The 26,184-nt window shown below is 67.7% G+C and carries 26 protein-coding genes and 1 riboswitch; of the genes, 6 read left to right on the forward strand and 20 right to left on the reverse strand.

Translation table 11 applies throughout. The features are described from left to right. Positions 1 to 72: 72 nt before the first annotated feature. The 3 genes from EV278_RS14790 to EV278_RS14800 form a co-directional block, all read right to left on the reverse strand. Positions 73 to 2,760: a PAS domain S-box protein gene (locus tag EV278_RS14790; protein WP_165916654.1), complete on the reverse strand. Its 2,688-nt coding sequence runs from the start codon at positions 2,758 to 2,760 to the stop codon at positions 73 to 75. Between the two features lie 88 nt (positions 2,761 to 2,848). After that, on the reverse strand, positions 2,849 to 3,532 hold the full coding sequence (locus EV278_RS14795; protein ID WP_132092855.1) for a Fe2+-dependent dioxygenase: 684 nt from the start codon (positions 3,530 to 3,532) through the stop codon (positions 2,849 to 2,851). Positions 3,533 to 3,629: 97 nt separating this feature from the next. Further along, positions 3,630 to 5,993 carry a TonB-dependent receptor gene (locus EV278_RS14800; protein ID WP_132092858.1) on the reverse strand — a complete coding sequence of 788 codons (2,364 nt, stop codon included), beginning with the start codon at positions 5,991 to 5,993 and terminating at the stop codon, positions 3,630 to 3,632. Between the two features lie 305 nt (positions 5,994 to 6,298). Then, positions 6,299 to 6,378: riboswitch (ZMP/ZTP riboswitch) on the forward strand. Between the two features lie 20 nt (positions 6,379 to 6,398). Here EV278_RS14800 and EV278_RS14805 point away from each other — a divergent pair. Together EV278_RS14805 and EV278_RS14810 are read left to right on the forward strand one after the other, a co-directional pair. After that, on the forward strand, positions 6,399 to 7,031 hold the full coding sequence (locus EV278_RS14805; RefSeq protein ID WP_132092861.1) for a LysE family translocator: 633 nt from the start codon (positions 6,399 to 6,401) through the stop codon (positions 7,029 to 7,031). Positions 7,032 to 7,161: 130 nt separating this feature from the next. Continuing rightward, a complete protein-coding gene (locus tag EV278_RS14810; RefSeq protein WP_132092864.1) occupies positions 7,162 to 7,878 on the forward strand; it encodes a ribonuclease T in 717 nt (238 codons plus the stop codon). A gap of 57 nt (positions 7,879 to 7,935) precedes the next feature. Here the strand turns inward: EV278_RS14810 and EV278_RS14815 are convergent, their stop codons facing one another. After that, positions 7,936 to 8,232 carry a DUF3892 domain-containing protein gene (locus tag EV278_RS14815; protein WP_132092867.1) on the reverse strand — a complete coding sequence of 99 codons (297 nt, stop codon included), beginning with the start codon at positions 8,230 to 8,232 and terminating at the stop codon, positions 7,936 to 7,938. Positions 8,233 to 8,527: 295 nt separating this feature from the next. Between EV278_RS14815 and EV278_RS14820 the strand changes: the two genes are divergently transcribed. Further along, the gene (locus EV278_RS14820) at positions 8,528 to 9,037 is read left to right on the forward strand and encodes an HTH domain-containing protein (RefSeq protein ID WP_132092870.1); all 510 of its coding nucleotides are present in this window, start codon (positions 8,528 to 8,530) and stop codon (positions 9,035 to 9,037) included. 64 nt (positions 9,038 to 9,101) lie between these two features. Here EV278_RS14820 and pnp read toward each other — a convergent pair whose 3' ends face one another. The 14 genes from pnp to rimP form a co-directional block, all read right to left on the reverse strand. Further along, positions 9,102 to 11,252 carry a polyribonucleotide nucleotidyltransferase gene (pnp, locus tag EV278_RS14825; protein ID WP_132092873.1) on the reverse strand — a complete coding sequence of 717 codons (2,151 nt, stop codon included), beginning with the start codon at positions 11,250 to 11,252 and terminating at the stop codon, positions 9,102 to 9,104. 266 nt (positions 11,253 to 11,518) lie between these two features. After that, on the reverse strand, positions 11,519 to 11,788 hold the full coding sequence (gene rpsO, locus EV278_RS14830) for a 30S ribosomal protein S15 (protein WP_018113338.1): 270 nt from the start codon (positions 11,786 to 11,788) through the stop codon (positions 11,519 to 11,521). A gap of 14 nt (positions 11,789 to 11,802) precedes the next feature. Then, positions 11,803 to 12,735, reverse strand: coding sequence for a tRNA pseudouridine(55) synthase TruB (truB, locus tag EV278_RS14835; RefSeq protein WP_132092876.1), 933 nt, complete (start codon positions 12,733 to 12,735; stop codon positions 11,803 to 11,805). Positions 12,736 to 12,738: 3 nt separating this feature from the next. Then, positions 12,739 to 13,191, reverse strand: a complete 453-nt coding sequence (gene rbfA, locus EV278_RS14840; RefSeq protein ID WP_132092879.1) for a 30S ribosome-binding factor RbfA — start codon at positions 13,189 to 13,191, stop codon at positions 12,739 to 12,741. 132 nt (positions 13,192 to 13,323) lie between these two features. Further along, on the reverse strand, positions 13,324 to 13,659 hold the full coding sequence (locus EV278_RS14845; RefSeq protein WP_132092882.1) for a hypothetical protein: 336 nt from the start codon (positions 13,657 to 13,659) through the stop codon (positions 13,324 to 13,326). 38 nt (positions 13,660 to 13,697) lie between these two features. Beyond that, entirely contained in the window at positions 13,698 to 14,498 is an 801-nt protein-coding gene (locus EV278_RS14850) for a dienelactone hydrolase family protein (RefSeq protein ID WP_132092885.1), read from the reverse strand. Between the two features lie 67 nt (positions 14,499 to 14,565). Beyond that, entirely contained in the window at positions 14,566 to 15,108 is a 543-nt protein-coding gene (locus tag EV278_RS14855) for a hypothetical protein (protein ID WP_165916659.1), read from the reverse strand. Between the two features lie 58 nt (positions 15,109 to 15,166). After that, entirely contained in the window at positions 15,167 to 15,682 is a 516-nt protein-coding gene (locus tag EV278_RS14860; RefSeq protein WP_132092890.1) for a DUF2939 domain-containing protein, read from the reverse strand. Positions 15,683 to 15,730: 48 nt separating this feature from the next. Then, a complete protein-coding gene (locus EV278_RS14865) occupies positions 15,731 to 16,144 on the reverse strand; it encodes a type II toxin-antitoxin system VapC family toxin (protein ID WP_132092893.1) in 414 nt (137 codons plus the stop codon). Continuing rightward, the gene (locus EV278_RS14870; protein ID WP_132092896.1) at positions 16,141 to 16,443 is read right to left on the reverse strand and encodes an AbrB/MazE/SpoVT family DNA-binding domain-containing protein; all 303 of its coding nucleotides are present in this window, start codon (positions 16,441 to 16,443) and stop codon (positions 16,141 to 16,143) included. The genes EV278_RS14865 and EV278_RS14870 overlap by 4 nt, the downstream gene beginning before the upstream one ends. Positions 16,444 to 16,565: 122 nt before the next feature. Next, a complete protein-coding gene (infB, locus tag EV278_RS14875) occupies positions 16,566 to 19,643 on the reverse strand; it encodes a translation initiation factor IF-2 (RefSeq protein ID WP_132092899.1) in 3,078 nt (1,025 codons plus the stop codon). Between the two features lie 190 nt (positions 19,644 to 19,833). After that, complete coding sequence (locus tag EV278_RS14880) at positions 19,834 to 20,499, reverse strand: RNA-binding protein (RefSeq protein WP_132092902.1); 666 nt, start codon at positions 20,497 to 20,499, stop codon at positions 19,834 to 19,836. A gap of 54 nt (positions 20,500 to 20,553) precedes the next feature. Next, on the reverse strand, positions 20,554 to 22,233 hold the full coding sequence (nusA, locus tag EV278_RS14885) for a transcription termination factor NusA (RefSeq protein WP_132092905.1): 1,680 nt from the start codon (positions 22,231 to 22,233) through the stop codon (positions 20,554 to 20,556). A gap of 2 nt (positions 22,234 to 22,235) precedes the next feature. Then, the gene (gene rimP, locus EV278_RS14890; protein ID WP_132092908.1) at positions 22,236 to 22,829 is read right to left on the reverse strand and encodes a ribosome maturation factor RimP; all 594 of its coding nucleotides are present in this window, start codon (positions 22,827 to 22,829) and stop codon (positions 22,236 to 22,238) included. 260 nt (positions 22,830 to 23,089) lie between these two features. Here rimP and ppa point away from each other — a divergent pair, with 260 nt between their 5' ends. Beyond that, positions 23,090 to 23,623 (forward strand): inorganic diphosphatase, encoded by a 534-nt coding sequence (gene ppa, locus EV278_RS14895; protein WP_019848686.1) that lies wholly within the window; start codon positions 23,090 to 23,092, stop codon positions 23,621 to 23,623. 6 nt (positions 23,624 to 23,629) lie between these two features. Then, positions 23,630 to 24,031, forward strand: coding sequence for a DUF5990 family protein (locus tag EV278_RS14900; protein ID WP_132092911.1), 402 nt, complete (start codon positions 23,630 to 23,632; stop codon positions 24,029 to 24,031). Between the two features lie 143 nt (positions 24,032 to 24,174). Here the strand turns inward: EV278_RS14900 and EV278_RS14905 are convergent, their stop codons facing one another. After that, positions 24,175 to 24,726: a TetR family transcriptional regulator gene (locus EV278_RS14905; RefSeq protein ID WP_132092914.1), complete on the reverse strand. Its 552-nt coding sequence runs from the start codon at positions 24,724 to 24,726 to the stop codon at positions 24,175 to 24,177. 71 nt (positions 24,727 to 24,797) lie between these two features. On the opposite strand from EV278_RS14905, the gene EV278_RS14910 reads away from it, so the two are divergent. Further along, a complete protein-coding gene (locus tag EV278_RS14910; RefSeq protein ID WP_207905493.1) occupies positions 24,798 to 25,190 on the forward strand; it encodes a DUF5367 family protein in 393 nt (130 codons plus the stop codon). Between the two features lie 190 nt (positions 25,191 to 25,380). Here the strand turns inward: EV278_RS14910 and trmB are convergent, their stop codons facing one another. Then, positions 25,381 to 26,061, reverse strand: a complete 681-nt coding sequence (trmB, locus tag EV278_RS14915) for a tRNA (guanosine(46)-N7)-methyltransferase TrmB (RefSeq protein ID WP_132092917.1) — start codon at positions 26,059 to 26,061, stop codon at positions 25,381 to 25,383. Between the last annotated feature and the right edge of the window lie 123 nt (positions 26,062 to 26,184).

Consider the following 26,184-nt stretch of genomic DNA (forward strand, 5'->3'; position numbering starts at 1 on the left):
ATTTCTGACTCGGCGGGTGAAACCCCCTCCGGCCCTCCGGGCCACCTGCCCCGGAGGGGGAGGATCGGGTCCTCAGGCCACCGCCGCCTCGGTCTCCGCCTCGCCGCCGGCCAGCCGGACGATCTCGCCGATCAGGGCGGCCGGGGCGATGGGCTTGGCGGCGACGCCGTCCATGCCGGCCGCCAGATAGGCCGCCCGCTGGTGCGACAGGACATTGGCGGTCAGGGCGATGATCGGCGTCTTGGCGGCGGGGCCGGGCAGGCTGCGGATCCGGCGGGCGGCCTCCAGGCCGTCGATGCCGGGCATCTGCACGTCCATCAGGATCAGGTCGAAGCCCCGCGCCGCCGTCGTCACCCCGTCCAGCCCGTCCTCGGCCGTCTCGACGCTGGCCCCCAGCTGCTCGAGAATGCGGCGGGCGACCAGGCGGTTGGTGGCGTTGTCCTCGACCACCAGGATCTTCAGCCCCTGCAGCAGGCCGTCGGCCATCTCGGCCTCGGCCGCGCGGTCCTGGGCCGGCGGGGCGGCGATGGTCAGCAGGAAGGTCGAGCCGACGCCCTCGCGCGACGTGAACACCACCTCGCCGCCCATCATCTGGGCCAGCCGCCGGGTGATGGCCAGGCCCAGGCCCGAGCCGCCGAACCGGCGGGTGGTGCTGGCGTCGGCCTGCTGGAACCGCTCGAACAGCCGCGCCTGGGCCTCGGCGGCGATGCCGACGCCCGTGTCGATCACCTCGAAGGCCACCCGCGGCTCGCCGCCTTCCAGGCGCCGCACCTTCAGGGTCACCGAGCCCGACAAGGTGAACTTCACGGCGTTGCCCACCAGGTTGAACAGCGCCTGGCGCAGCCGGCTTGGATCGGTGAGGACCAGGCCGATGTCCGGTGCGTCGACGTTCAGCGCCAGCCCCTTGTGCTCGGCCTGGGCCCGCAGCAGCCGCGCCACGCCCATCGCCAGTTCGCAGGGATCGACCGGCTCCTGGGTCACGTCCAGCCGCCCGGCCTCGATCCGCGAGAAGTCGATCACGTCGTCCAGCAAGGTCGACAGCATGCGCCCGCAGGCCAGGGCCTCGCCCAGCAGGTGGTCGGCCTCGCCCGGCAGCTTCTCGCGCTTGAGCAGGTGCATGACCCCCAGCACCCCGTTCATCGGCGTACGGATCTCGTGGCTCATATTGGCCAGGAACTGGGCCTTGGCGTCGTTGGCGGCCTGGGCGGCGCGCTCGGCCTCGACCAGGGCCAGTTCGGCCCGCTTCTTGTCGTCGATGTCGAGGATCAGGCCGAACGCCTTGCGGATGCGGCCGCCGGCGTCGGTGCGCACCTCGTGGAAGATGCGGATCCACTTGCCGTCGCCGTCCGGCGTCATCACCCGCACGTCGAACGAGCGCTCCCCCGACTCGCGGTCACCGCTGTCGGCGCGGCGGCGGGCCTCGGCGGCGGCGTAGACCGCCGCGACGTCGGCGGGGTGGATCATCGGCCAGACGGCGCTGCGCACGTCCTCATAGGTGACCTTGCGGCCCAGGATGCGGTGGAACTCGGGCGATCCCCAGAAGGCCTTGCCTGCGTGGTCGATCTCGTAGACGCCGGCCTGGGCCGCGCCCAGCGCCACGCGCAGCCGCCGGGCGTTGGCCCGGGCTTCGCGCCGGGCGTCCGACAGGGCCGTGACGTCGTCCATATAGGTGATGACGCCGGCGATCGCCCCGTCGGCGTCACGCCAGGGGCGAGCCTCCCAGCGCAGGGTGTGGCTGCGGCCCAGCCCATCGTGCAGCTGGTCCTCGCGCCGCACCACCGTCTGGCCGGTCAGGGCCCGCTCGACAGCCCGGACGAACCGCTTGCGCGACCCGGAGGTCAGCTCGTGCAGGCTGCGGCCGATGACCCGCTCTTCGGTGGCCTGGAAGATCTCCAGGAAGCGCGGGCTGACCACCCGCAGGCGCAGGTCGCGGTCATAGAGCGCCACGGCGAACGGGGCCTCCTCGACCAGCCTCCGGGCCTGGCGCTCGCCCCAGACGGCCGCGTCCCGGGTCCGGGCCACCTCGGTGACGTTCTGCGAGATCCCCTTCAGGGCGAACAGGCCGCCGGCGCGGGGCTCGGTGCGGAAGGTGGCGCGATAGGTGAACCACTGGCCGCCGGCCCCGCGCAGCCGGTGCTCGATCGTGCCCCCCTCGCCGGTGCGTACCGCGCGCTCGAACGCCTCGATCAGCGCCTCGCGCTCGGCCGGGTCCAGGCGGTCGTAGAACGGCTCGGGGCGGGCGATGGTCTCGGCCCCAAGGCCGGTGGCCTCCAGCAGGTCGCGCGACCACTCGATACGCCGCTCGTGCGGCTCGTAGCTCCACATGCCGATGCCCGCCGAGGAGGCCAGAAGTTCACGGGTCTGGCGCGCGGCGGCGATCTCGGCCCGGCGGGCCATGTCGGCGGTGACGTCCCGGAAGGCGCCGACCATCTCGCCGTTCGGGCCCAGGCGCGACTGGCCCTCCAGCCACACCCAGCCGCCGGCCTTGCAGGTCACCTTCAGACGGTTGACGGCCTCGCCCGTGGCGCGGATCAGGGTTTCGGTCTCGATGAAGTCCTGCCGCGACTCCGGGTGCACGAAGCGCAGGGCGGGCTGGCCGATCAGCTCCTGACGGGTCCAGCCGGTCACCCGGGTCCAGGCCGCGTTGACCGTGGCGAACCGGCCGCGGGACACCACGGCGAACAGGTCGTGCGAGTGGTCGAAGAACCACCGCGCGCTCTCGGCGTCGCTCAGCCGTGCGGACTTCGGGGGCGAGGGCATCGCGGCTCCAGGAATGGAAGCCCCGATGGTGAAGCTGAAAGGGTAAACTTATGGTTGGCGCCAGCGATCATTGTTCGCTGGCCGCGTGTCAGACCTCGGCCCACATGCGCAAAAGATTGTGATAGGTCCCGGTCAGCGACAGCACCGACGGGTCGGTGGCCCCCACCGCGCCCGCCAGGCGCTGGATCGCCACGTCCATGTCCAGCAACAGGGCGCGCTTGCCGTCGTCGCGCACCAGGCTCTGGATCCAGAAGAAGCTGGCCGTGCGCGCGCCGCGGGTCACCGGCGTCACGTGGTGCAGGCTGGAGGCCGGATAGAGGATCGCCGCCCCCGCCGCCAGCTTGACCAGATGGCTGCCATAGGCGTCCTCGACCACCAGCTCGCCGCCGTCATAGTCCTCGGGATCGCTCAGGAAGACGGTGATCGACAGGTCGGTGCGCAGCGGCTGGCCGGTCGAGGGGTCGCGGCGGATGGCGTTGTCGACATGGTCGGCGAAGCCCATGCCGACGCCGTAGCGGTTGAACAGCGGCGGCAGGATCGTGCGCGGCAGGGCGGCCGAGACGAACAGCGGGTTGGCCTGCAGGGCCTGGACGATGATCGCCCCGACCTCGCGGGCCGCCGCCCCGTCCTGCGGCAGCTGCAGGTTGGTCTTGGCCATCGCCGCCTGGAAGCCCGAGGTGGCGTTGCCGTCGATCCACGCGGCCGCGTCCAGCACGGCCCGGCAGTGGGCGACCTCGTCGGGCGTCAGGACGTCGGGGATCTGGATCATCATGACCCGACTCCTAGCAGAAAGATGCCCTCACCCGGGAGGGGCCGCTCCCGGGCGAGGCTTGGACGTCAGAGACGATCAACTCCGGGGAGGAAGAGGATCAGTACTTGACGTTCAAGGTCAGGATCGCCTGGCGACCGGGGCCCGGGTCGGCGTGGTGCACGCCGTTGGTCTTGGCGATGTAGCGCTCGTCGCCGACGTTCTGGACGTTGAGCTGCAGGTCGACGCGGTCGTTGACCACGTAGCTGGCGAAGGCGTCGAAGCGCCAATAGTCCGGCGCATAGACGCGGTTGGTCCCGCCACCGGCCCCGCCCTGGTTGCCGCCGAAGCTCTTGGAGACGTAGTAGGCGCCGCCGCCCAGCGACAGGCCGCGCACGACGCGATAGGTCGAGAACAGGCTGAAGGTGTGCTTGGGGGTGTTGGCCAGGGGATCGCCCTGGTTGACGCCGTTATAGGCGCCCCGGACCAGTTCGCTGTCCATGTAGGTGTAGCCGCCGAACGCCTGCCAGCGCGGCGTGAGGTTGCCCGAGACGCCCAGCTCGAAGCCCTTGACCTCGACCTCGCCGACCTGGGCGTAGATGCCGGCGTCGATCTGAATCTGGGCGTTCTCGCGGGTGGTCTTGAACAGGGCCGCCGACAGGGCCAGCGTGTCGTTGAAGACGTTGGCCTTGGCCCCCAGCTCGAAGCTCTTGCTCTCTTCGGGCTCCAGGGTGGTGGTCAGCAAGGTGCCCGTGCCGACGCTGGCGTTGGTGTTCTGGTCGCCGCCCGACACGCCGGGCGGGGTCGAGGCGGTGCCGTAGGAGACATAGAGGCTGGAGCTCTCGGTCGGCTTGTAGACCAGGCCGGCCTGGTAGTTGGTGAAGTTCCACTCGCCCTGGCGCGCCGCGATGGCGGTGACCCTGAACACGCCGTTGGCGTTGGTGGTCGTGTAGTCGTAGCCGGAGGTCTGGTAGTTGTCGCGGCGAACGCCGAGGTTCAGCAGCCACTTGTTGCCGAACTTGATCGTGTCGAAGCCGTAGACCGCCGCGGTCTTGGTGATGTTGTAGTTGGCCGGACCGCGATTGACGATCCCGGTCCAGGGATCGTCGGCGTTCGGCGCGAAGACGTTGGTGCAGTCGCCGGCGCCGAGGGTCTCCCTGGTCGTCACCGCGCCGCTGGCCGCGTAGACATAGCCGGCGGGGCAGGCCGAGCCCGCGGTGGTGAAGGTCGAATAGGTGGCGTTGAGGTTCTTCTCGCGGCTCAGCTCCAGGCCCAGGTCGAAGCTGTGCTCGATCGCGCCGGTGGCGAACTGGCCGTGCAGGTCGGTCACCGCCGCGATCGTGGTGGTCGGGTTCCAGCGGGTCTTGGTCCCGCGCTTCATCCACCAGACGCCGTCGATCAGCTGGGCCGGGCCGGCGTCGCCGGGATTGGTCAGGATGTAGTCGTTCAGGGTCTTGGAATAGCGCAGCACCTGGCGGACGCCGAGGTTGTCGTTGATCTGGTGATTGACCGACACCGTGCCGATGTCGGCCTTGGTCTTCTGGTAGTCGCGGTCCTTGAGGCCGTAGAAGGTGTCGCGATCCACCTGCAGCACGCCCGAGGCGTCGCGGGCCACGCCCGGGACCTTGGTGAACAGCGGGATCCCGTAGTCGGGCATGTTGTTCCCGTCGAGGTGGTAGTAGCTGGCCACCACCTGGGTCGGGCCGTTCAGGCCGAAGGCGATCGACGGCGCGATCCCCCAGCGGTCGAAGTCCACCGCCTTGCGGCCCGGCGTATTGCCCTGCGTGCCCAGCAGGTTCAGGCGCACCGCGACGCTGTCGTTGATCTTGTGGTTCAGGTCGACCGTGGCGCGGACATATTCGTCCGTCCCGACGCCCACCGAACCGGTGGCGAAGTCGTCAGCCTTGGGGGTCTTGGAGGTCAGGTTGATGCTGCCGCCGCCCGAACCGCGGCCGCTATAGGCGCTGTCGGGGCCCTTCACGACCTCGACCTGTTCGAGGTTGAACACCTCGCGCGTCTGGCCGCCACTGTCGCGGATTCCGTCGACGAAGACGTTGTTGCCCGAGGCCTGGCCGCGGATGAACGGCCGGTCGGCCAGGGGCTGGCCGCCCTCGCCCGCTCCGAAGGTGATGCCCGGCGAGGTGCGCAGGATGTCCTGCAGCGAGGTGGCGGCGGTCTGCCGGATGATCCGCTCGGGAATCACAGTGATCGCCTTGGGGGTGTCGACCAGCGAGGCGGTCAGCTTGGGCGAGTCGACGGTCGGGGTCTTGCGGGCCCCGTCGACCTGGACGCCGGAAACCTGGTTGTCCGCGACGGAGTCGGCCGGCGCCGTGGCCAGCGGGGCGGCGTCGGCGTCGGGCGCGGCGGCGGCGAACGCGGCGGGCCCCAGGGCCAGGCCGGCCACGCCGGCGACAGCGGCGGCTCCGAGGGCGCGGCGCGCCTGGCTGCGGACGCCGGCGACGGCGGGCTTGGAAAGCTTTTGCATATGGAACCCCAGCAAGGCCGTCAGCGAAGCGCGGCCCTTCTTCGTAATTGCGAGGCGTTCTTAGCTGGGGCGTTGCAAGCTTGCAATGATAATCATTCTCAGAAATTCACGCAGGCCGAACCGCCCTTGCCCCCTACGGACCGCTGCGCGGTCGTCTTCCCCCAGAGGGGGAAGAGCCATCCGGTGTGAGCGCTCCGCCCCCTCTGGGGGCGGACAGGCGGCGAAGCCGCCAGGTGGGGGCAAGTGTTCACCGGCGCGACCTCCCGCTTTCGGCTAAACCTTCACCGCGAACCGGTGTATCGAGCGCTCGTCCGCGTGACTGGCGATCGCAGGGAGCACCCTGAGGGAGCGCGGACGTCATGAGCCGTTCGCCTGGGCGCCCATCCTTTGCAGCGGAGTTCGCCCATGCCCGAAGCCAAGACCTGGATCGCCTTCTGTCTCGTCTGTCTGGGCATGGCCCTGACCCCGGGGCCGAACATGCTCTATCTGGTCAGCCGCTCGATCAGCCAGGGCCGCTGGGCCGGGATCGTGTCGCTGGCCGGCACCGCCGCGGGCTTCGTGGTCTATCTGGTCTGCGCGGCCCTGGGCATCACCGCCCTGCTGATGGCCGCCCCGATCGCCTACGACGTCCTGCGGTTCGGCGGCGCGCTCTACCTGGCCTGGCTGGCCTGGCAGGCGATCCGGCCCGGCGGCGCCTCGCCGTTCCAGGTGCGCGAGCTGCCCAAGGACAGCCCGGCCCGGCTGATCAGCATGGGCTTCCTGACCAACCTGCTGAATCCCAAGGCGGCGATGCTGTACCTGTCGCTGCTGCCGCAGTTCATCGACCCGCATCGCGGCGCGGTTCTCGGCCAGTCCCTGGCCCTGGGCGGCAGCCAGATCGTCATCAGCCTGACCGTCAACGGCTGCATCTGCCTGGCCGCCGGCACGATCGCCAGCTTCCTGGCTGCGCGCCCCAGCTTCGCCCTGGTCCAGCGCTGGTTGATGGCCTCGGTGCTGGGCGGGCTGGCGGTGCGGATGGCGACCGAGGCGCGGCGGTAATTCTAACTCCGCTCATCCCGGCGAACGCCGGGACCCAAGCGGACTTGGCCGTTTCAGGCTCCGAGCGTAAATGACGGGCTCAGCTTGGGTCCCGGCCTTCGCCGGGATGAGCGGAAGCAAGGGTTGGCCGATGCCGTCGAAGATCACCGCAATCGTGGCGGCCCTTGCCGCCCTGGCCCTGGCCGGCGCCGCCCAGGCGGCGTCCAGCCTCAAGGCCTGCGCGGTCCCGCCCAGCGTGATCCCGGCCCCGGCCGAGGTCCCGCCCGCCGACCAGATCCACACCGACGTGCCGACCGCCGCCTACCTGCTGGCCCTGTTCTGGTCGCCGGAATCCTGCCGGGCGGGCATCCCGGAGTCGGACAAGACCATCCAGTGCCGCAACAACAGCTTCGGCTTCACGGTGCACGGCCTGTGGCCGAACGGTCCGGACAAGGTCCACCCGCGCTACTGCAAGCCCAGCCCGCCGATCAGCGCCGCCACGGTGATGGCCAATCTGTGCATGACCCCTTCGCCCTGGCTGCTGCAGCACGAGTGGCAGGCCCATGGCACCTGCCAGTGGGACACGCCCGAGGCCTATTTCAAGAAGGCCCGCGAGGTGCGCGAGCGCCTGAACGTGCCGGACCTCAAGCCCGGCCCGAACGGGACCATGACCGCCGGCGAGGTCCGGGCCGCCTTCCTCAAGCGCAATCGCGGCATGACGGCCGACGGGCTGAACGTGCGGGTCAACAAGGACAACCGCCTGACCGAGGTCTGGGTCTGCATGGACCTGAGCTTCAAGTTGGCGGCCTGCCGGGGCGGAAACGGCACGCCGGACCCGGTGACGATCCGGGTGACGCCGAAGGGGTAGGGTCCGACCATCGGTAGCAACATGCGTGGCGACGAAGCCGCCACGCACGCCTTCACGCTACTTACATTCCGGCAAGCTCAGCAGATTGTCCGGCTGTTCGCCGTCGGCCTGGGTCTTCAGATATTTATTACCGTAGCGGCTTACCGCCACGATTACCCAGACGCTTTCACCAGCCACCGAGACGTAGAACTTCCATTCGCCACGCTCGATCATGCCGATGGCGTCCGTTTGGGTGATACGCCACCCGCCGCCAGAATTTCCGCCAACATGAGTAATGCGCTCGTGCGGATTGTAACGATCCGACTTGTTAACGCATTGAATTTGAGCGGTCTTGGTTTGCAGTAATTGCGACATCGTTTGTCTTTCGCATCAAGGTAAATCCCCTTGATTCTACGGACAAATTCACCTAATCTGGCCACGTCATAGCGATCCAGACTTTGGCTGTATCCGCAGCCTTTGTCAGCGGCCCCGGGGAAACCTAAGGCAGCTTCGGACCGATAGATAGACGGCTCAGAGCGGTGGTGCGCTCTGGGCCGTTTTTCATTTCGGCATCTTAACCCTATCTACCGCGAACCCCGCTGACTCGCAAGCGCCATTGCAGTGACTGACTGTGGAGTGTTATGTAGCGTCAGTCGATGGAGCACAGAACATGCCCACATCAAAGGCCGAAGCGGATCTTGCGCGAGCTCAAGCCGAAATCCGGCGGCTGGAAGGCCAACTTCAGGATGCGCGCGCTCGGGCGGTGAAAATCGCGCACTATATTGAAATGGCTAAACTTTATGAATCTGGCGCGAGCCCTCTTCCAGAGACTAAACGGGGCAGCGGCGGGCGCGCTGTCGCTGCCGCCCAAATGGCCGTTGAGGTGCTGCGGGAGGAACGACGCCCACTTCACACTCGCGAGCTACTTGAGGCGCTCGGAAAGCGCGGGCTCGTTTTCGACTCCCAAAACCCTATTACGAACCTATCTTCGGCGCTCTCTCGTTCCGATGAATTAATCGCTGACAGATCAACAGGTTGGAAACTTCGCGAGTGGGCAAAGCCAAAATCCTTTGCCGAATTTGATGCAGACGACCTGGATGACCTACTGGGCACAGTTTCCAATGCGGAGCCCGACACAGCCACCGACGAATCAGAGTCCGACACCGAAGAGGCATTTTGACGCAAAAACGGGCGGCCCCTTTCGGAGCCGCCCGCTGCTTTTCAGGTCGCCCTGAAGCCCGTCATCAGGTGGTGACGGCTTCCTCCGGGGTCACTTCGGTCTTCTTGGACAGGTCTTCGCCGGTCACCTGGTCGACGACCTTCATCGACAGCTTGGTCTTGCCGCGATCGTCGAAGCCCAGGAGCTTGACCTTCACGATCTGGCCTTCCTTCAGCACGTCCGAGGGCTTGGCCACCCGCTCGTTGCTGATCTGGCTGACGTGGACCAGGCCGTCCTTGGCGCCGAAGAAGTTCACGAAGGCGCCGAAGTCGACGACCTTGACGACCTTGCCGTCGTAGATCGCGCCGACTTCCGCTTCCTGGGTGATCGACTTGATCCAGTCGACGGCGGCCTTGATCTTGGCGCCGTCCGAGGCCGAGACCTTGACGATCCCTTCGTCGTTGATGTCGACCTTGGCGCCGGTGGTGGCGACGATCTCGCGGATCACCTTGCCGCCGGTGCCGATCACTTCGCGGATCTTGTCGGTCGGGATGGTGATGGTCTCGATCTTCGGAGCGAAGTCGCCGACCTCTTCACGCGGGGCGTCCATGGCCTTGTTCATCTCGCCCAGGATGTGGGCGCGACCGTCCTTGGCCTGAGCCAGGGCCTGCTTCATGATTTCCGGCGTGATGCCGGCGATCTTGATGTCCATCTGCAGCGAGGTCAGGCCCTCGCTGGTGCCGGCCACCTTGAAGTCCATGTCGCCCAGGTGGTCCTCGTCGCCGAGGATGTCGCTGAGCACCGCGAAGCCGTCCTTTTCCAGGATCAGGCCCATGGCGATGCCCGAGACCGGACGGATCAGCGGAACGCCCGCGTCCATCATGGCCAGCGAGCTGCCGCAGACCGTGGCCATCGAGGACGAGCCGTTCGACTCGGTGATCTCGGAGACCAGGCGGATGGTGTAGGGGAAGTCTTCCTTGCTCGGCAGCATCGGGCGCAGGGCGCGCCAGGCCAGCTTGCCGTGGCCGATTTCGCGACGGCCCGGGCTGCCCATGCGGCCGGTCTCACCCACCGAATAGGGGGGGAAGTTGTAGTGCAGCAGGAAGGATTCCTTGTAGGTGCCTTCCAGGGCGTCGATGAACTGCTCGTCGTCGCCGGTGCCCAGGGTGGCGACCACGATCGCCTGGGTCTCGCCGCGGGTGAACAGGGCCGAGCCGTGGGTGCGCGGCAGGATGCCGACTTCGCCCAGGATCGGGCGGACCTTGTCGACGGTGCGGCCGTCGATGCGCAGGCCGGTGTCCAGGATGCCGCGACGCACGACGTCGGCTTCCAGTTCCTTGAAGATCGCGCCCAGCTTCAGCGGGTCGTAGCCGGCCGGGTTGGTGTCCGACTGGCCCAGGGCCGCGAGGGCCTTCTTCTTGGCCGCGCCGACCGCCTCGTAGCGGTCCTGCTTCTTCTGGATCTTGTAGGCGGCGGCGATGTCGGCGCCGACAATGCCCTTCATCTCGGCCTTGATCGCGTCGGTGTCTTCGGGCTCGAACTCGAAGGGCTCCTTGGCGGCGTGCTCGGCCAGCTCGATGATCGCGTCGATCACCGTCTGCATTTCCTTGTGGGCGAAGTTGACGCCGCCCAGCACGATCTCTTCCGACAGTTCCTGGATTTCGCTTTCGACCATCATCACGGCGTCGGCGGTGCCGGCCACGACCAGGTCCATCTTGCTGTCCTTCTGCTCGTCGAGCGTGGGGTTCAGCACATACTGGTCATTGACGTAGCCGACGCGGGCCGCGCCGATCGGGCCCATGAACGGGGCGCCCGACAGGACCAGGGCGGCCGAGGCGGCCACCATCGACAGGATGTCAGGATCGTTCTCAAGGTCGTGCTGCAGCACGGTGCAGACCACCTGGACTTCGTTCTTGAAGCCCTTGACGAACAGCGGGCGGATCGGACGGTCGATCAGGCGGGAAACCAGGGTTTCCTTTTCCGACGGACGGCCTTCGCGCTTGAAGAAGCCGCCGGGGATCTTGCCGGCCGCGAAGGTCTTTTCCTGATAGTTGACGGTCAGGGGGAAGAAGTCCTGGCCCGGCTTCTGGGTCTTGGCGAACACGGCGGTGGCCAGGACGACGGTTTCGCCCATGGTGGCCAGAACGGCGCCGTCGGCCTGACGGGCGATGCGACCGGTTTCGAGGACCAGCGTCTTGCCGCCCCACTCGATCGTCTTGCGCTTGATATCGAACATTTTTCTTCTTTCGGTTCCCGCGGGCGGATTCCCGTCGGGGCGGACAGGGGGCGGACGGCCGTGCTTTCAAAGCATTTGGAGCGGCCCGATGATCCTCATCCAGTTCGACAGGCGGGTTTGAGGATGGAAAACCCTCGGACGGACATTCGGATGCTTATCCGCGGGCGGAAGCGATCCGGATCGACTTCGGGTCTCGGCCTGTCTCGAGCCCCGGAGCCTGAAAAGCGTTCCGCCGCCCTACGGGAGTAGGACGGCGGAATTGCGTCTTAGCGGCGCAGACCCAGCTTCTCGATGAGGGCCGCGTAACGGCCTTCGTCGGACTTCTTCAGGTGGTCGAGGAGCGAGCGACGCTGGGAAACCAGCTTCAGCAGGCCACGACGGCTGTGGTTGTCCTTCTTGTGGGTCTTGAAGTGCTCGGTCAGGTTGGCGATGCGCTCGGAGAGGATCGCGACCTGGACTTCGGCGCTGCCGGTGTCACCCTCGGAACGAGCGTGCTCGACGATAAGAGCGCTCTTGCGCTCGGCAGTGATCGACATCGTGTTGTCTCCGCTCAGGTGAGTTGGAAGACCCGCACCGGATTGAGCTTTCCGGCGCGCATCTCGCACAAGGCCACCAGCCTGTCCCCCGACATGGCGGAAACGGTGCGATCGCCGGGCGTGAGCTCGGCTTTCAGCGATTCCACCTGCCTTGGGAGCAGAACGATGGCGCGTCCTTGCGCAAGCCGGAAGGCGTCTTCGTCGGTCACGGCCAGCGCCGGGATGTCGTCCAGCGCGGTCTCGACCGGAAGCAATGCCTCCGACAGCCGCGCCTCATAGCTCAAATTCTCGAGGGTTTCCAGGCTTATCGCCGAATCCTCGCTGAACCGGCCGACTCGCGTCCGGCGCAGCTGGTCGACGTGGCCGCAAGCCCCCAGCATTTCAGCCAGGTCGCGGACCACGGCGCGGACATAGGTCCCCTTGCCGCATTCCATCTCCAGCACCACGCGGTCCGGATCGGGAACCTCGACAACGCGGAGGTCGTGGATCGTCACCTTGCGGGTCTTCAGCTCGAACTCCACGCCCTCGCGGGCCAGGTCGTAGGCGCGCTCGCCATCGACCTTGATGGCCGAATAGTTCGGGGGAACCTGGTCGATCTCGCCGATAAAGGCCGACAGGACGGCCTCGACCTGCTCCCGCGTCGGGCGCAGGTCCGAACTGGCCGTGGTCTCGCCTTCCCGGTCCAGCGTCGTGGTGTTGCGACCCCATAGGATCGTGAAGCGATAGGCCTTGTCGGCGTCCATCAGGAACGGGACGGTCTTGGTCGCCTCGCCCAGGGCCAAGGGCAGGATGCCCGTCGCCAGAGGATCCAAAGTGCCGGCGTGCCCGGCCTTCTGGGCGTTGAACGCCCGCCGCACGCGGGAGACGGCGCTGGTCGAGGTCAGGTCGTAGGGCTTGTCCAGGCACACCCAGCCGGAGACGGCCTCGCCCTTCTTGCGGCGGGCCATGACCTAGTCCTCGTCGTCGGCGATGTCGGACAGGCGACGGGTGTCCTGCTGCACGCGCGGATCCAGGAACAGGCGGTCCATATAGGCGGCCGAGCTGAAGCTCTCGTCGTGGATGAACTTCAGGTCGGGCGTGAACTTCATGTCGATCGACCGGCCCAGGCGTCCGCGCAGGAACTTCGCGGCGCCGTTGAGGGCCTTGATGATCTCGTCGATATGCTGGGCGCTCTCGCCGGTGACCCCGGCGCCCAAGGGCTCGACGAAGCAGATCGCGTGCTTGAGGTCGGGGCTCATGCGCACTTCGGAGACCGTGACGGAGACGCCCTGCAGGGCGGGATCGGCCAGCTCCTCCTCGCGCAGGATGTCGACCAGGGCGTGGCGGATCAGTTCGCCGGCGCGGAGCTGGCGCTGCGACGGGCCCACGGGCCCGCCCTTCTTGGTGTCGGAATGGCGCTTCATGGCGCGGTCGCCTCGATGCCCGGCCGGCGGATCGAACGCCGGTAGCGCGGGGAGAAATGGGAGGCGGGGTGTCTAGGCGCGTGGGAAGGGAATGTCCAGCACGGGTCAATCCCCGCCCGATCGGTCATATCCTCAGTCGACACCGTCGCGATCAAACTTGACGCGTCGCTTAAGCTGTCGATCCAGATGTTCGCTTAGTGTCGCGTCCGGCGATTTGGTCCATCCGCCGACCCGCGCGACGTCCTGACGGACAGAACTTTCCACCAGATCAGCCGCCGCCTCGTCCAATCTGTCGAGGCCTCGCAAGGCCTGGTCCGCCTCGTGACGGGCCTTCCGGTTCTCCTTGGCCTTGCGGAGGGGGATGCTCTTGCGCGCCGCGTGGGGGCTCTCGCCGAAATCGCTGCGACGGTCGTTGGCGTAGCTCAGCGCCTTCTTTTCTTGCGGTGTGCGGGGCTTCTTCGTCGTCATGGGCGCAAGGTTCCATAACGGAGCGATGGGCTCAATCATCAAGCCCCCGTCCGCTCCCGGAAGAAGTCCAGCACCCGCCGGTGGACCTTCATGGTCTCGCCGTCCGGGTCGTCGCGGTTCAGGTGGATCGTCAGCACCGAGTGGGGCGCGCGGCCGGTCCCCTGCCGCGCCGAGGCGTCGGGCAGGGTGTGCAGCTCGGCCCTAGGGCCCAGCTCGCGCTCCAGGGTCTGGAAGCGGGCGCAGGGCGACAGCTTGTCGTTCGCGAACCGCAAGGCGATCAGCGACAGGTCCTCGGCCTCCATCCGCGCCTTGGCGACCGCCAGCTCGGCCGGCGAGCAATCCAGGTCGACGCCCTTCTTGCGGCCGGCGGGCAGGGACGGCTCGGCCAGCACCGGGGCCACGACCGACGGCTCGGTCATCATCGCCAGGGCGAAGCCGCCGGTGAAGCACATGCCCACCACCCCCACGCCCTGGCCGCCGCACTCGACATGGACCTTTCGCGCCAGGGCTCGCAGCCAGTCGACGATCGGGCTGGAGCGTCCGCTCGCCCAGATCGTGAACTCCCGGCCCACGCAGGCCAGTTTCAGCAGGGTGGCGTTGACGTAGCCGTTCGAGGCGGGTTTGCCCGGCTTGCCGAACAGGCTGGGGCAGAACACCGTCATGCCCTCGGCCGCCACGTCGCGGGCGAAGGCCAGCACCTGGGGATGCAGGCCCGGGATCTCGTGGATGACGATCACCGCCGGGCCGGAGCCGATGCGGTAGACCGGCCGCGTCCATCGGCCGTCGTCGAACGCGAACCGCGTGAAGCCCGCCAGCGCCGCATCGTTACTTTTCGGCATGTCCGCCCGCCCCTGCCCTTTCGCTGGAGCATGGCACAGGGCGAACGCCGTTCTCAAAGGAAACCGCTCAGCCCGGCCCGTTGCCGCCGGTCCAGTCTTCCATCGGGTCGGGCAGGTTCCCGCCCGGCAGCTTCCACTCGCCCCGGTACGAGAAGTCCAGCGTGCCGCACAGCCTGGCCTGGCCGCCCTCAGGGGCGTCGCCGAACGCCTGGACGCGCAGGTCGCGATGGACGGCCAGCCGGCTGAAGCTCAGCCACAGCCGCTTGGCCCCCGGGCAGAAGGCGCGGATGTAGATCTTGCCCTGCTCGAACTTGGGATCGATCTCGTACAGCGCCGCGTCGGCGTCGACGTCGCTGATCGCCTTCAGCCCGCCGGGGCCGAGATCCTTCTCGCGGCCCTCGATCAGACGCCCCTGCACGGGCACGCCAGTGGCCAGCACCTTCATGACCCGCGTGCCAGTCAGTTTCTTGTCGAAGAGTACGGTCAGGCCCGCGCCGGTCAGCCGCTTGGCGTCGGCGGAGATCGGATCGTAGGAATACATCTTGCGCTCGGCGTGGGCCGCGCCCGCCGTCCCGACCGCCAAGCTCGCCGTCAGCCCGGCCAGCGTCAGGCCGAGCACGGTCTCCAGCTTGGTCTTTCCCGCGCGCCTAACCCCCGACACCAGCCACCTACAGCTTCAGACGCAGCTTCGCCGTTTCGGGATCGAAGCCCGACAGCCGCCACGTGCCGCCCTCGAGCGTGAAGGTCAGCAGGCAGGGCCCGTTCTTGTCCTTGGCCGCGCAGACCTGATCGGAGCCGATATAGCGCAGGCCGGCGGCGATGGTCAGGCGGTCGGGGATCGGCTTGTCCGGGGTGTAGCCATAATAGTTGGCGGCGTAGCGGAAGGTCTCGGGCTGGACCAGGGCCTCGCCGGCGATGTCGGCGGCCGGTCCGGCCAGGGCGACGGCCGCCGCCTGCCAGCCACCGCTCATGGCCGAGCCGCGCGCCTTGCGCACCAGCTCGCTTTCGATCTCGGCCTTCAGGGCCGGACGGTCGACGCGGGCGTCGAAGGCGGCGTGGTCGTTGTTGCGGATCGCCACCAGCAGGGCGTGGACGTCGCCGGCCGCGTCGTAGCGGGTGGCCGTGGCGCAGGCCGACAGCGAGACGGCGGCAAGGCTGAGGGCGAAGAGGGCTCGAATGCGCATGGACCTAGGGTTAGGCCTGAAATCGGGCGATTTCCAGTCCTGGAGGCGTCAGGCAGTCAGGACCTTCACCCCGCGCCGTCGGGCAGCGTCGACAAGCTCCTGGTCGAACGATGCAAGGCTCGACCCTGTCCTTATCGCCAATTCCAGGTAGGCGGCGTCATAAAGGGTCAGCCCCTCCTGGCGCGCGAGATCGAGCGTGTCGGTCCAGGCATGAAGATCCGTCTCGACGTCGATCGCGATGGACATGGCGTCGAGCCGTCCCAGGGACCGATCGACAAAGGCCTCGTCGCAGCGCTTGCGACGCACCGCCATGGCAAGAGCGTTGGCGACCTCCAACCGCCAAAGCGAGGGCGCGACGAGACCCTCGTCGATGGCGTTGAGAATGATCACCCGCGCCGTCTCGTGGTTTGGCTCCTCAAACAGGCTGGCCATCACGATCGAGGCGTCGAGCACGACGCTCATCCGCGCCCTTCGTCGATCAGTTCACGGATCGAAATACCGCCGAGGGTTCTGCCCTCGCTGTCGGCAATGATCTCGTCGAAGGCCGCTAGGGCGCGCGCCCGAGCCTCGGCCCGCACATCGGCGCGATGGATGACGATGTCGCCGTTCCTGACTTCGATCTCGACCTTCTCGCCGTCCGACAGGCCCGCAGACCGAACGACATCCAGCGGTATGCGAACGGCCAGACTCTTGCCCCATGTGCCGACGGTGGCTTCAGCCTTGGTCTTGGCTTGAGGTTTCGCCGCGCCGATCATGATCATCAGGCCCTAACAATGATATCACAGGATATCCTAAAATTCGCCTCCCGTCGACCAGCGGACCTGAACGAAAAAGGGCGCGGGTCTCTCGACCCGCGCCCTTCTCGTCAAAGCCTCAGTGGGACCTAGTCGAGCTGGCGCTTGATTTCCTCGACCGTGAAGCACTCGATCACGTCGCCGATCTTGATGTCCTGGAAGCCCGCGAACATCATGCCGCACTCCTGGCCGGACGGGACCTCGTTGACCTCGTCCTTGAAGCGCTTGAGCGTCTGCAGTGTGCCCAGTTCCAGCACCACGATGTCCTGACGGATGATCCGGACCTTGGCGCCCTTGCGGACCACGCCTTCGGTGACGCGGCAGCCGGCGACCTTGCCGACCTTGGAGATGTCGAAGGCCTGCAGGACTTCGGCGTTGCCGAGGAAGGTTTCGCGCTGGATCGGGGCCAGCATGCCCGAGAGCACGCCTTTGATGTCGTCCAGCAGGTCGTAGATGATCGCATAATAGCGGATCTCGACGCCCTCGCGCTCGGCCAGCGCCCGCGCCTGGGCCGAGGCCCGGACGTTGAAGCCGATCAGCGGCGCGCCGGCGCCCTTGGCCAGCATCACGTCGCTTTCGCTGATCGCGCCGGCGCCCGACAGGATGATCCGCGCGCGGACCTCGTCGGTGGCCATCTGCTCCAGCGAGCCGATGATCGCCTCGGCCGAGCCCTGCACGTCGGCCTTGATGACCAGCGGCAGCTCGCGCAGCTTCTTGTCCTGCAGCTTGGCCATCATGTCGGCCATGCTGGTGGCGCCCGCGCCGACCGGGTGCATCGACTTCTCGCGCTTGAGACGGATGCGGTACTCGGTCAGCTCGCGCGCCCGGGCCTCGTTCTCGACGACGGCGAAGCTGTCGCCCGGCGAGGGCACGCCGTCCAGGCCGAGGATTTCGACCGGGGTGGCGGGGCCGGCTTCGGTCAGCTGCTCGTTGCGCTCGTTCAGCAGGGCGCGAACCCGGCCGAACTGGCTGCCGGCCACGACGATGTCGCCGCGCTTCAGCGTGCCGCGGTTGACCAGCACGGTGGAGACCGCGCCGCGACCCTTGTCCAGCTTGGCCTCGATCACCACGCCGTCGGCGGTGCGGTCGGGGTTGGCCTTCAGGTCCAGCACTTCGGCCTGCAGCAGGATGCGCTCGATCAGTTCGTCCAGGCCCTGGCCGGTCTTGGCCGAGACCTCGACGATCTGGGTGTCGCCGCCCAGGCTTTCCACGACGATCTCGTGCTGCAGCAGCTCGTTGGTCACCCGGGTCGAATCCGAGCCCGGCTTGTCCATCTTGTTGACGGCCACGATGATCGGGACCTCGGCGGCCTTGGCGTGTTTGATCGCCTCGACCGTCTGCGGCATCACGCCGTCGTCGCCCGCCACCACCAGGATGACGATGTCGGTGATGTTGGCGCCGCGCGCCCGCATCTGCGAGAAGGCCGCGTGGCCGGGCGTGTCGAGGAAGGTGACCTTCTGGCCATTTTCCAGACGCACCTGGTAGGCGCCGATGTGCTGGGTGATGCCGCCGTGCTCGCCGCCGGCCACGTCGGCCTTGCGCAGCGCGTCCAGCAGGCTGGTCTTGCCGTGGTCGACGTGACCCATGACGGTGACGACCGGGGGCCGGGGCTCCAGGTGATCGTCGATGTCCTCGGCGCCGATGAAGCCTTCTTCGACGTCGGCCTCCGACACGCGCTTGACGGTGTGGCCGAACTCGGTGGCCACCAGCTCGGCTGTGTCGTTGTCGATGACGTCATTGATCTTCAGCATCACGCCCTGGCGCATCAGGAACTTGATGATGTCGACGCCGCGCACGGCCATCCGGTTGGACAGCTCCTGCACGGTGATGACGTCGGGAATGACGACCTCACGCGCGACGCGGGCCTGTTCGGCCACGCCGCCGCGGCGCTTTTCCTTCTCGCGTTCGCGGGCCCGGCGGACCGAGGCGAGCGAGCGCATGCGGTCGGCGGAATCCCCGTCGCCGGCCACGGTCTGGATGGTCAGGCGGCCTTCGCGGCGCTGCGGGGCGCCCTTGGCGCGGCTAACCGCCTTGCCGGGGGCCGCGGCCTTGCGACGATCGTCCTCCTCGTCCGGACGGCGGCTGACGTCGCCGCCAGGCCGGGGGGCCGAACGCGTGGCGCGCTGGATTTCCGGGGTGGCCGGAGCCGAGGCCGGGACGCCCGGACGCGCGCCGCGCGGACCGCCGGGGCCCGGACGGGCGCCGGGCGCCGGGCGCGGGGCCAGGGCCGAATAGCGCACGGTCTGGGTCGGACGGTCGCCCTGGGGTCGGTCGCCTTGCGGGCGGTCGCCCTGGGGTCGGTCGTTGCGGAACCCGCCCTCGGGACGGGGGCCGCGCGGCGGACCGCCGGCGTCGGGACGCGGGGTGCGCTGGTTGTACGGGCCGTCCTGGCGCGGGGCGCGCTGGTTGAACGGCCGGTCCGCGAAGTTCGGGCGATCGCCCTGGGGACGGTCGCCTTGCGGACGGTCACCCTGCGAGCCGGGGCCCGGACGGTAGGTGGTGGTCGACGAGCGGTCGTCGCGACGGTCGCGGCTGGGCTCGTAGGTGCGGGTCTGGCCGGGGGCCGGCGTCGGACGCGGAGCCGGAGCCTCGGCCCGGACCGGCGGCGCGGCGGGAGCCGGCGTCGGGGCCTGGGGCGCGGGCGCGGACGCCTGAGGCGGCGGCGCGGCGGGAGCCTGAGCTGCCGGTGCGACGGGCGCCTGGGCGGCGGGCGTGGGGGCCGGCGGCGCGACGGCGGCCTTGGCGGCTGCAGCGGCCTTGGCGGCGGCTTCACGCGCCGCGGCTTCGGCGGCCGCGGCGCGGGCCTCGGCGGCGCGGCGTTCCGCCGCCTGACGTTCCTGCTGCTCGCGAGCGGCCTCGATGGCGCGTTGGCGGGCCACCATCTCGCTTTGCGACAGGCCGCCGGCGGAGCCGCCGCCTTGCGACGACTGCGGACGCGGGGCGTCGCCCTGACGGCGCTCGGCCGAAGACGGCGCGGCCAGATTGCCGGCCGGCGGCGCGTGCGGACGCACGCGCTTGGTTTCAACCACCACCGTCTTGGTGCGGCCGTGGCTGAAGCTCTGCTTCACGACGCCGGCGCTGACCGACCCCTGACGGGGCTTCAGCGTGATGGGCGCTCGCCCGCCGGGGTTGGAACCAGGCCGACCGTTTTCGTTCTCGTCGCTCATGCGCTCGCTTGTACTTCCGCCGGCGGGGGCCGGCCAAAAACCGTTCGATCCATACGAGAAAGGGGCCCGGACGTACTTCCCGAAGGAAGCGCGTTTCCCGACCCTTCACTCAGGAGCGGATCACGCTCCTCATTTCAAGTTCCAGACCGCTGTCGCCGACGAATGTTAAGCCATTCGTCGAGGCCAGGGCCTAGGGCTCCTCGCGCCAACTCGCCGACCAACTCAAGGGAAGGAGTGGGCGAAAGCCTGATAACCGCTCGACGTCCAAAGTCCAGCGATCAGTGCCGCGCCCGGCAAGGAGCGCCGTGTGTATCACATTCTCCCCGCCCAAGGCCAAACCCAATTCGTCGGACGTGAACATCCCGCAGATTTTGGGATTGTTCGGGGCCTTGTGGACCGCGGTGAGAATCTTTCGGCGACCATCGTCGGCGCCATCGGACGCCTCGATCAACCAGGCGGTCTTTCCCGAGGCCAGGGCCGCGGAGACCTTTTCGAAGCCTGAGATAATCGTTCCGCCGCGCCGCGCAAGCCCCAGCCCGTCCAGAACCCGCCTGGCCAGCAGACGTTCCACCTGGTCGGCCAGGTCGGCCGGGGCGGTCAGCCTGGTCTTGGCCGAGCGCGAGAACAGGCCCTTCTTGGCGGCGGTCGTCACCGCCTCGCGCGTCGCCTCCACCCACATGCCGCGGCCGGGGAGCTTGCGCGCCACGTCCGGAACCACCGTCCCGTCCGGCCCGGCCACGAACCGCACCAGGCGCGCCTCGTCCGTCGCCTCGCCCAGGACGATGTCCTTGCGCTGGCGGCTGGCCTCGGCGTGGGTCCTGGCCACGGGGGTCTGGGGGGCGTCGGTCTCGGTCATGGGGATCGCAAAACACCGGGCCTCCGACTTTCGTGGGAGGCCCGGGTTTCAGGCTCAGTCTTCCTTGGCTTCTTCCGGCTCTTCGACCGCTTCGGAGACCTCGGTTTCGTCCGAAGCTTCGACCGACTCGTCCTCGAACTCGCCCTCTTCCTCGACATAGTCCGGCTCGGGCGGAGCCTCGACCCAGCCCATGGCGATGCGGGCGCGCATGATCAGCGCCTCGGCGTCCTCCGGCGACAGGTTGAAGCTGTCCAGGATGCCGGCCTCGCGCACGCGCTCGCCGTCCTTGGTCTCGAACCAGCCGCGCAGGTCGTCGGGGATCAGGCCGGCCAGGTCCTCGACCGACTTCACGTCGCCTTCGCCCAGGGCCACGGCCACCGGCAAGGTGACGCCCTCGATCTCCAGCAGGCCGTCCTCGACGCCCAGCTCCAGACGCTTGGCGTCCAGGGCGGCGGCTTCCTTTTCCAGGAACTCGCGGGCGCGGGTCTGCAGCTCTTCGGCGGTCTCGTCGTCGAAGCCCTCGATGGCCGCGATCTCGTGCGGTTCGACATAGGCCACGTCCTCGACGGCCGCGAAGCCCTCGGTGACCAGCAGCTGGGCGATGACCTCGTCGACGTCCAGGGCTTCCTGGAACAGGGCCGTGCGCTCGGAGAACTCGCGCTGGCGGCGTTCGCTTTCCTGGCTCTCGGTCATGATGTCGATCTGCCAGCTGGTCAGCTGGCTGGCCAGGCGGACGTTCTGGCCGCGACGGCCGATGGCCAGCGACAGCTGCTCGTCGGGCACCACCACCTCGACGCGCTCGTCCTCCTCGTCCATGACGACCTTGGAGACCTCGGCCGGGGCCAGGGCGTTGACGATGAAGGTCGCCTCGTCCTCGGACCACTGGATGATGTCGATCTTCTCGCCCTGCAGCTCGGCGACCACGGCCTGGACGCGCGAGCCGCGCATGCCGACGCAGGCGCCGACCGGGTCGATGCTGCTGTCGTTGGAGATCACGGCCATCTTGGCGCGCGAACCGGGGTCGCGGGCCACGGCGCGGATCTCGATGACGCCGTCATAGACCTCCGGCACCTCCTGGGCGAACAGCTTGGCCATGAAGCCGCCGTGGGCGCGGCTCAGCATGATCTGCGGGCCCTTGGTCTCGCGGCGGACGTCGTAGATGTAGGCGCGGATGCGGTCGCCGACGTTGAAGTTCTCGCGCGGGATCGACTGGTCGCGGCGCATGATGCCTTCGCCACGGCCCAGATCGACGATGACGTTGCCGTATTCGACGCGCTTGACACTGCCGTTGACGATCTCGCCGGCGCGGTCCTTGTACTCGTCGTACTGGCGCTCGCGCTCGGCCTCGCGGACCTTGTGCATGACGACCTGGCGGGCCATCTGGGTCTGGACCCGGCCGATCTCGAACGGCGGCAGGGTTTCCTCGTAGATCTTGCCGATCTCGGCGTCGCGCCAGGTGCGCTTGGCCGACGACAGCTGGACCTTGCCGATCTCGCCTTCCATCTCATAGTCGTCCGGCACGACCTCGATCACCCGCTTCTGGGTGGTCTCGCCGGTGCGCGGGTCGATCTTGACGCGGATGTCGTGCTCGGCGCCGTAGCGGGCGCGGGCGGCCTTTTGCAGGGCGTCCTCGATCGCCTCGATGACGACTTCCTTCTCGATGCCCTTCTCACGCGCGACCGCATCGGCGATCTGCAGCAGCTCAAGGCGGTTGGCGGAAATGCCGATTGCCATGGTCAGTCCTCTTCACTTTCGGACAGGTCAATATCGTCTTCGGCGTCGTCGCCGAGGTCTTCGGAATCGGCGTCAGCGCCGACGCGGGCGGCCCGCTGCTGGGCGCCGCGCTTCATCAGTTCGTCATTCAACACCAGCTTGGCGTCGACGATCCAGTCGAACGGGAAATAGACGGTGGTGTCGTCCTCGCCCTCAAGGTTCAGCCCCACCTGGCCGTCCTCGACGCCGGCCAGCTCGCCCTTGAAGCGCTTGCGGCCCTCGGCGACGCGGTCCAGCTCGATGCGGACCTCCAGGCCGGCATAGGTGTCGAAATCCTTCAGCCGGGTGAGGGGTCGGTCGACGCCCGGGCTGGAAACTTCCAGGGTGTACTCGCCGGCGATCGGGTCGGCCGCGTCCATGATCTCGGAGATGGCGCGCGACAGCCTGGCGCAATCCTCGACGTTCATGTCGCCGTCCGGACGTTCGGCCATGATCTGCAGCCGGCGCTGCTCGGCCCCGCCCATCAGGCGCAGGCGAACGATCTCGTAGCCGACGGACTCGGCGACGGGATCGAGCAGTTCGACCAGACCGATATCTTCCTGCGTCTTGCCGCGCACGGTTCTCTCAACTCACTGGGCCGACACGCTCAAGCTGGCGAGCGGCCAAAGAAAAAGCGGCAGCCTTTCGGGCCGCCGCTCGAAAGCGCTATCAGCGCTAACGGACGATGTAGGGCCTATATAGCGCGATGTTCGGGCGGTTGGAAGCCCCCTGCCGTCGCCAGGCGTCGTCGCCTCTTCCGCAGTGCAGCACTTGTAGGCTACAAGCGCCCCGCGCAGGCTCGCCTCCCCGCGGGACCTATCCCAAACGAAGAGTCACGATGGACCTCTCCAAGATCGCCGTCGGCGTGAACCCGCCGTACGACCTGAACGCCGTCATCGAGATCCCGCAAGGCGGCGAACCGGTGAAGTACGAGATCGACAAGGCCAGCGGCGCCCTGATGGTCGACCGCTTCCTGCACACGGCGATGTTCTACCCGGCCAATTACGGCTTCATCCCGCACACCCTGGCCGACGACGGCGACCCGGCCGACATCATGGTCGTGGGCCCGACCCCGGTGGTGCCCGGCGCGATCATCCGCTGCCGGCCGATCGGCGCCCTGATGATGGTCGACGAGGCCGGTTCGGACGAAAAGATCCTGGCCGTGCCGGTCGACAAGCTGCACCCGTTCTATACGGGCGTGTCCAGCTGGCGCGACCTGCCGGTGATCCTGACCGAGCAGATCGCCCACTTCTTCCAGCACTACAAGGACCTGGAAAAGGGCAAGTCGACCAAGATCACCGGCTGGGCCGATCCGGAGGAAACCGCCGAGATCATCCGCGCCGCGATCAAGCGCCACGACGAGAACTACTGAGGCCTGATGGCCAGGATTGATCTCACCTTGAGGATCGTCCTGGCCGACCCGCCCGAGGGCGTGGTCTTTTCGCTGCAGGACGCCAGGAGCCGGCCGGTCGATCCGGCCATGGCGGACGGAGGCGATCTTTCCTTCGACGTCGCGATCGCCTTGACCGACACGCCGGACGGCCCTCGTCCCGGCGGCGGTTTCGTGCGATCCGACGGCCGGGGACGCTTCGTCTATATCGCCTCCGGCCGACAGGCGGGCCAGCACTCCGACTGGTCGCGGCGGATCAAGGTCTATCTGCACGACCTGCCGGCCGCCGAGGCGGGAGCGGTGCTGACCGCGACCATCGCCGGCCGCGACAAGGACGGCGGCCCGGCCTGCGCGACCATTCCGCTGCTGTCGGGATGGCGGCGGATCTAGAGCATCGTGCGGAAAAGTGGACGCCGGTTTTCCGCAAAAACGATGCGAAAACAAAAATCTAGAGCAAGTCGCGTGATTCCTATATCGCGCGACTTGCTCTAGGAGCTCGCTCCGGACGAACCGAACTCATCTTTCGACCCAACTCAGACGTTGCCGAACGCACGCGAGAGGGTGGCGCCAACCTGACGTGTTGACCCCGGCGCTGAGGCCTCAAGCTGCCTGGCGCCCTCCACGATCGTCAAGATCGCGGCGGCCGCATCGCGCCTCTCGGTCACGCTTCCAAGATCCAGCCGGTGCTCAAGCCAGTCCAGCCAGCGCAGAACGGTGTACCCTGCGATGCGTTGAAATGGCTCTTCGCCCCGGTTACCCCGTGCGATGATGTCAGCCCAGACGGTCATTGCGGGTGTAAACGCATCTGAGCGCAGTAGGGCTAGAAGCGTGAGAAGCAACTCTGCGGGCTGGGCCCTGACGCTCGGCACAACCGCGTCCAGCATCCCCGATAGTCGCGAGGCAATCACTTCGAGTGATGCTTCTACAAGGTCGCTTTTGTCCCTGAAGTAATACAGCAACATCCGATCGCTCGTTCCGAGTTCGGCCGCGAGGTCTCGAAGCGGGATTTGGGCTGCCCCGACGGCGAGCAGACGCTCAGCCACACGCTCTATCAACTCGGCTCTCTTCGCAGCTTTGGTTGTCATGCCGAAATATGTAGCGCGCGCTACGCGCTTGCGCTATGTAGCATGTGCTACATTTCTGACCGGAGGGTGTGATGCCAAGCAAAATGCAGATCGCAAAGCTTGTCGCGCTTAGCTTGGGGTTTTGGGCGTTGGCGACACTTTACATCCGCCTTCTGCCGAACGCGTTGATCAACCCGCTTCAAGGCTCAATGGGATTTGTCACCACCCTGCCCGTTGCGTGGCTCAGCGTCTGGCTAACGAAAGTCTTGGCGCGGCTCGCGCCCAATCAGTTGCTCTCCGGCGTAGCGTTCGTGGGAGCGACAGCAATGATGATTGATGGTGTGGCGCTCAGATGGTTTTCGGACCTCTACGGCTCGGACCCCCTCGCTGTCCGTCTGGGGGCGGCGTGGCTGCTGTGGGGCTATGGAGTAAGCATGGCCGTCGCGCTCACAATGGTGCTGAGATCGGAGTTCCGCGCCCGGTGACCAAGGTCGACTCGCCACCCTCAGCCGATGCTCGCAAAGGCTGCTGTCGGCATCGATTGGCTGCAAAGCGACGACCTCGTAGCCCGCCCTAGAGCATCGCGCGGAAAAGTGGATGCCGGTTTTCCGCAAAAGCGATGCGAAAACAAAAGGCTAGAGCAAATCGTGCGATTCCTATATCGCGCGATTTGCTCTAGACGCGGACGAAGTCCAGGAAGACCGGCGCGCAGTCGCCCAGCTTCTTTTCCTCGTAGCGCGTGGTGACGTGGTCGGCGGGGGCGGCGTTGCGGTCGGCGGTGTCGTCGGCGAAGCGGAAGGCCGGGTCGGCCAGCACCCGCTCGATCGTCCAGTCGGCGTAGTCAGCCCAGTCGGTGGCGAAGCGGAAGGCCGCCCCGACCTTGAGCACCCGCGCCAGTTCGGCCACGAAGGCCGGCTGGACCAGGCGGCGCTTGTTGTGGCGGGCCTTGTGCCAGGGATCCGGGAACATGATGAACAGGCGGTCGATGCTGGCTTCGGGCAGCCAGCCGACCACGTCGCGGGCGTCGCCCTCGTGAATGCGGACGTTGGCAAGCCCCTGTTCCTCGACATGGCGGACGGCGCTGGCCACGCCGTTGACGAAGGGCTCGGCCCCGATCACCAGCACGTCGGGGCGCCTGCCGGCCTGGGCGGCCATGTGCTCGCCGCCGCCAAACCCGATCTCCAGCCAGACTTCCCTGGCCTCGGGCATCAGGTCGCGGGGCTCGAACGGCGCAGTCGGCACGGCGATCGTCGGCAGCAGGGTGTCGAGCAGCGCCTGCTGGCGCGGCTTCACCGGCCGCGACTTCAGGCGGCCGAACGAGCGCAGCGGCCCGTGGGGCTGTTGGGGATTGGTCATGGGCGGGGTCTTAGAGCTTTGAAGTCGAAATGAAAACGGGCCCCGATCGCATGATCGAGGCCCGCATCACGGTCGGGGACACACACTCGCTCCCCAACCGAGCCAGATCGGCATGAGCAGCGG

Source organism: Caulobacter sp. BK020 (genome assembly GCF_004342605.1).
In the GTDB taxonomy this organism is placed as follows: Bacteria; Pseudomonadota; Alphaproteobacteria; order Caulobacterales; family Caulobacteraceae; genus Caulobacter.

Excerpts from the sequence above, each read along its gene's own strand:
- EV278_RS14880 (WP_132092902.1), bottom strand. The coding sequence starts at position 20,499 with ATGACCGAGACCGACGCCCCCCAGACCCCCGTGGCCAGGACCCACGCC.
- EV278_RS14800 (WP_132092858.1), bottom strand. The coding sequence starts at position 5,993 with ATGCAAAAGCTTTCCAAGCCCGCCGTCGCCGGCGTCCGCAGCCAGGCG.
- EV278_RS14805 (WP_132092861.1), top strand. The coding sequence starts at position 6,399 with ATGCCCGAAGCCAAGACCTGGATCGCCTTCTGTCTCGTCTGTCTGGGC.
- truB (WP_132092876.1), bottom strand. The coding sequence starts at position 12,735 with ATGGCCCGCCGCAAGAAGGGCGAGGCCGTCTCCGGCTGGGTGTGCCTG.
- rbfA (WP_132092879.1), bottom strand. The coding sequence starts at position 13,191 with ATGAAGCGCCATTCCGACACCAAGAAGGGCGGGCCCGTGGGCCCGTCG.
- infB (WP_132092899.1), bottom strand. The coding sequence starts at position 19,643 with ATGAGCGACGAGAACGAAAACGGTCGGCCTGGTTCCAACCCCGGCGGG.
- EV278_RS14815 (WP_132092867.1), bottom strand. The coding sequence starts at position 8,232 with ATGTCGCAATTACTGCAAACCAAGACCGCTCAAATTCAATGCGTTAAC.
- pnp (WP_132092873.1), bottom strand. The coding sequence starts at position 11,252 with ATGTTCGATATCAAGCGCAAGACGATCGAGTGGGGCGGCAAGACGCTG.
- EV278_RS14910 (WP_207905493.1), top strand. The coding sequence starts at position 24,798 with ATGCCAAGCAAAATGCAGATCGCAAAGCTTGTCGCGCTTAGCTTGGGG.
- EV278_RS14870 (WP_132092896.1), bottom strand. The coding sequence starts at position 16,443 with ATGATCATGATCGGCGCGGCGAAACCTCAAGCCAAGACCAAGGCTGAA.
- EV278_RS14845 (WP_132092882.1), bottom strand. The coding sequence starts at position 13,659 with ATGACGACGAAGAAGCCCCGCACACCGCAAGAAAAGAAGGCGCTGAGC.
- EV278_RS14865 (WP_132092893.1), bottom strand. The coding sequence starts at position 16,144 with ATGAGCGTCGTGCTCGACGCCTCGATCGTGATGGCCAGCCTGTTTGAG.
- EV278_RS14795 (WP_132092855.1), bottom strand. The coding sequence starts at position 3,532 with ATGATGATCCAGATCCCCGACGTCCTGACGCCCGACGAGGTCGCCCAC.
- EV278_RS14850 (WP_132092885.1), bottom strand. The coding sequence starts at position 14,498 with ATGCCGAAAAGTAACGATGCGGCGCTGGCGGGCTTCACGCGGTTCGCG.
- EV278_RS14860 (WP_132092890.1), bottom strand. The coding sequence starts at position 15,682 with ATGCGCATTCGAGCCCTCTTCGCCCTCAGCCTTGCCGCCGTCTCGCTG.
- trmB (WP_132092917.1), bottom strand. The coding sequence starts at position 26,061 with ATGACCAATCCCCAACAGCCCCACGGGCCGCTGCGCTCGTTCGGCCGC.
- rpsO (WP_018113338.1), bottom strand. The coding sequence starts at position 11,788 with ATGTCGATCACTGCCGAGCGCAAGAGCGCTCTTATCGTCGAGCACGCT.
- EV278_RS14820 (WP_132092870.1), top strand. The coding sequence starts at position 8,528 with ATGCCCACATCAAAGGCCGAAGCGGATCTTGCGCGAGCTCAAGCCGAA.
- ppa (WP_019848686.1), top strand. The coding sequence starts at position 23,090 with ATGGACCTCTCCAAGATCGCCGTCGGCGTGAACCCGCCGTACGACCTG.
- nusA (WP_132092905.1), bottom strand. The coding sequence starts at position 22,233 with ATGGCAATCGGCATTTCCGCCAACCGCCTTGAGCTGCTGCAGATCGCC.
- EV278_RS14905 (WP_132092914.1), bottom strand. The coding sequence starts at position 24,726 with ATGACAACCAAAGCTGCGAAGAGAGCCGAGTTGATAGAGCGTGTGGCT.
- EV278_RS14810 (WP_132092864.1), top strand. The coding sequence starts at position 7,162 with ATGCCGTCGAAGATCACCGCAATCGTGGCGGCCCTTGCCGCCCTGGCC.
- EV278_RS14790 (WP_165916654.1), bottom strand. The coding sequence starts at position 2,760 with ATGCCCTCGCCCCCGAAGTCCGCACGGCTGAGCGACGCCGAGAGCGCG.
- EV278_RS14900 (WP_132092911.1), top strand. The coding sequence starts at position 23,630 with ATGGCCAGGATTGATCTCACCTTGAGGATCGTCCTGGCCGACCCGCCC.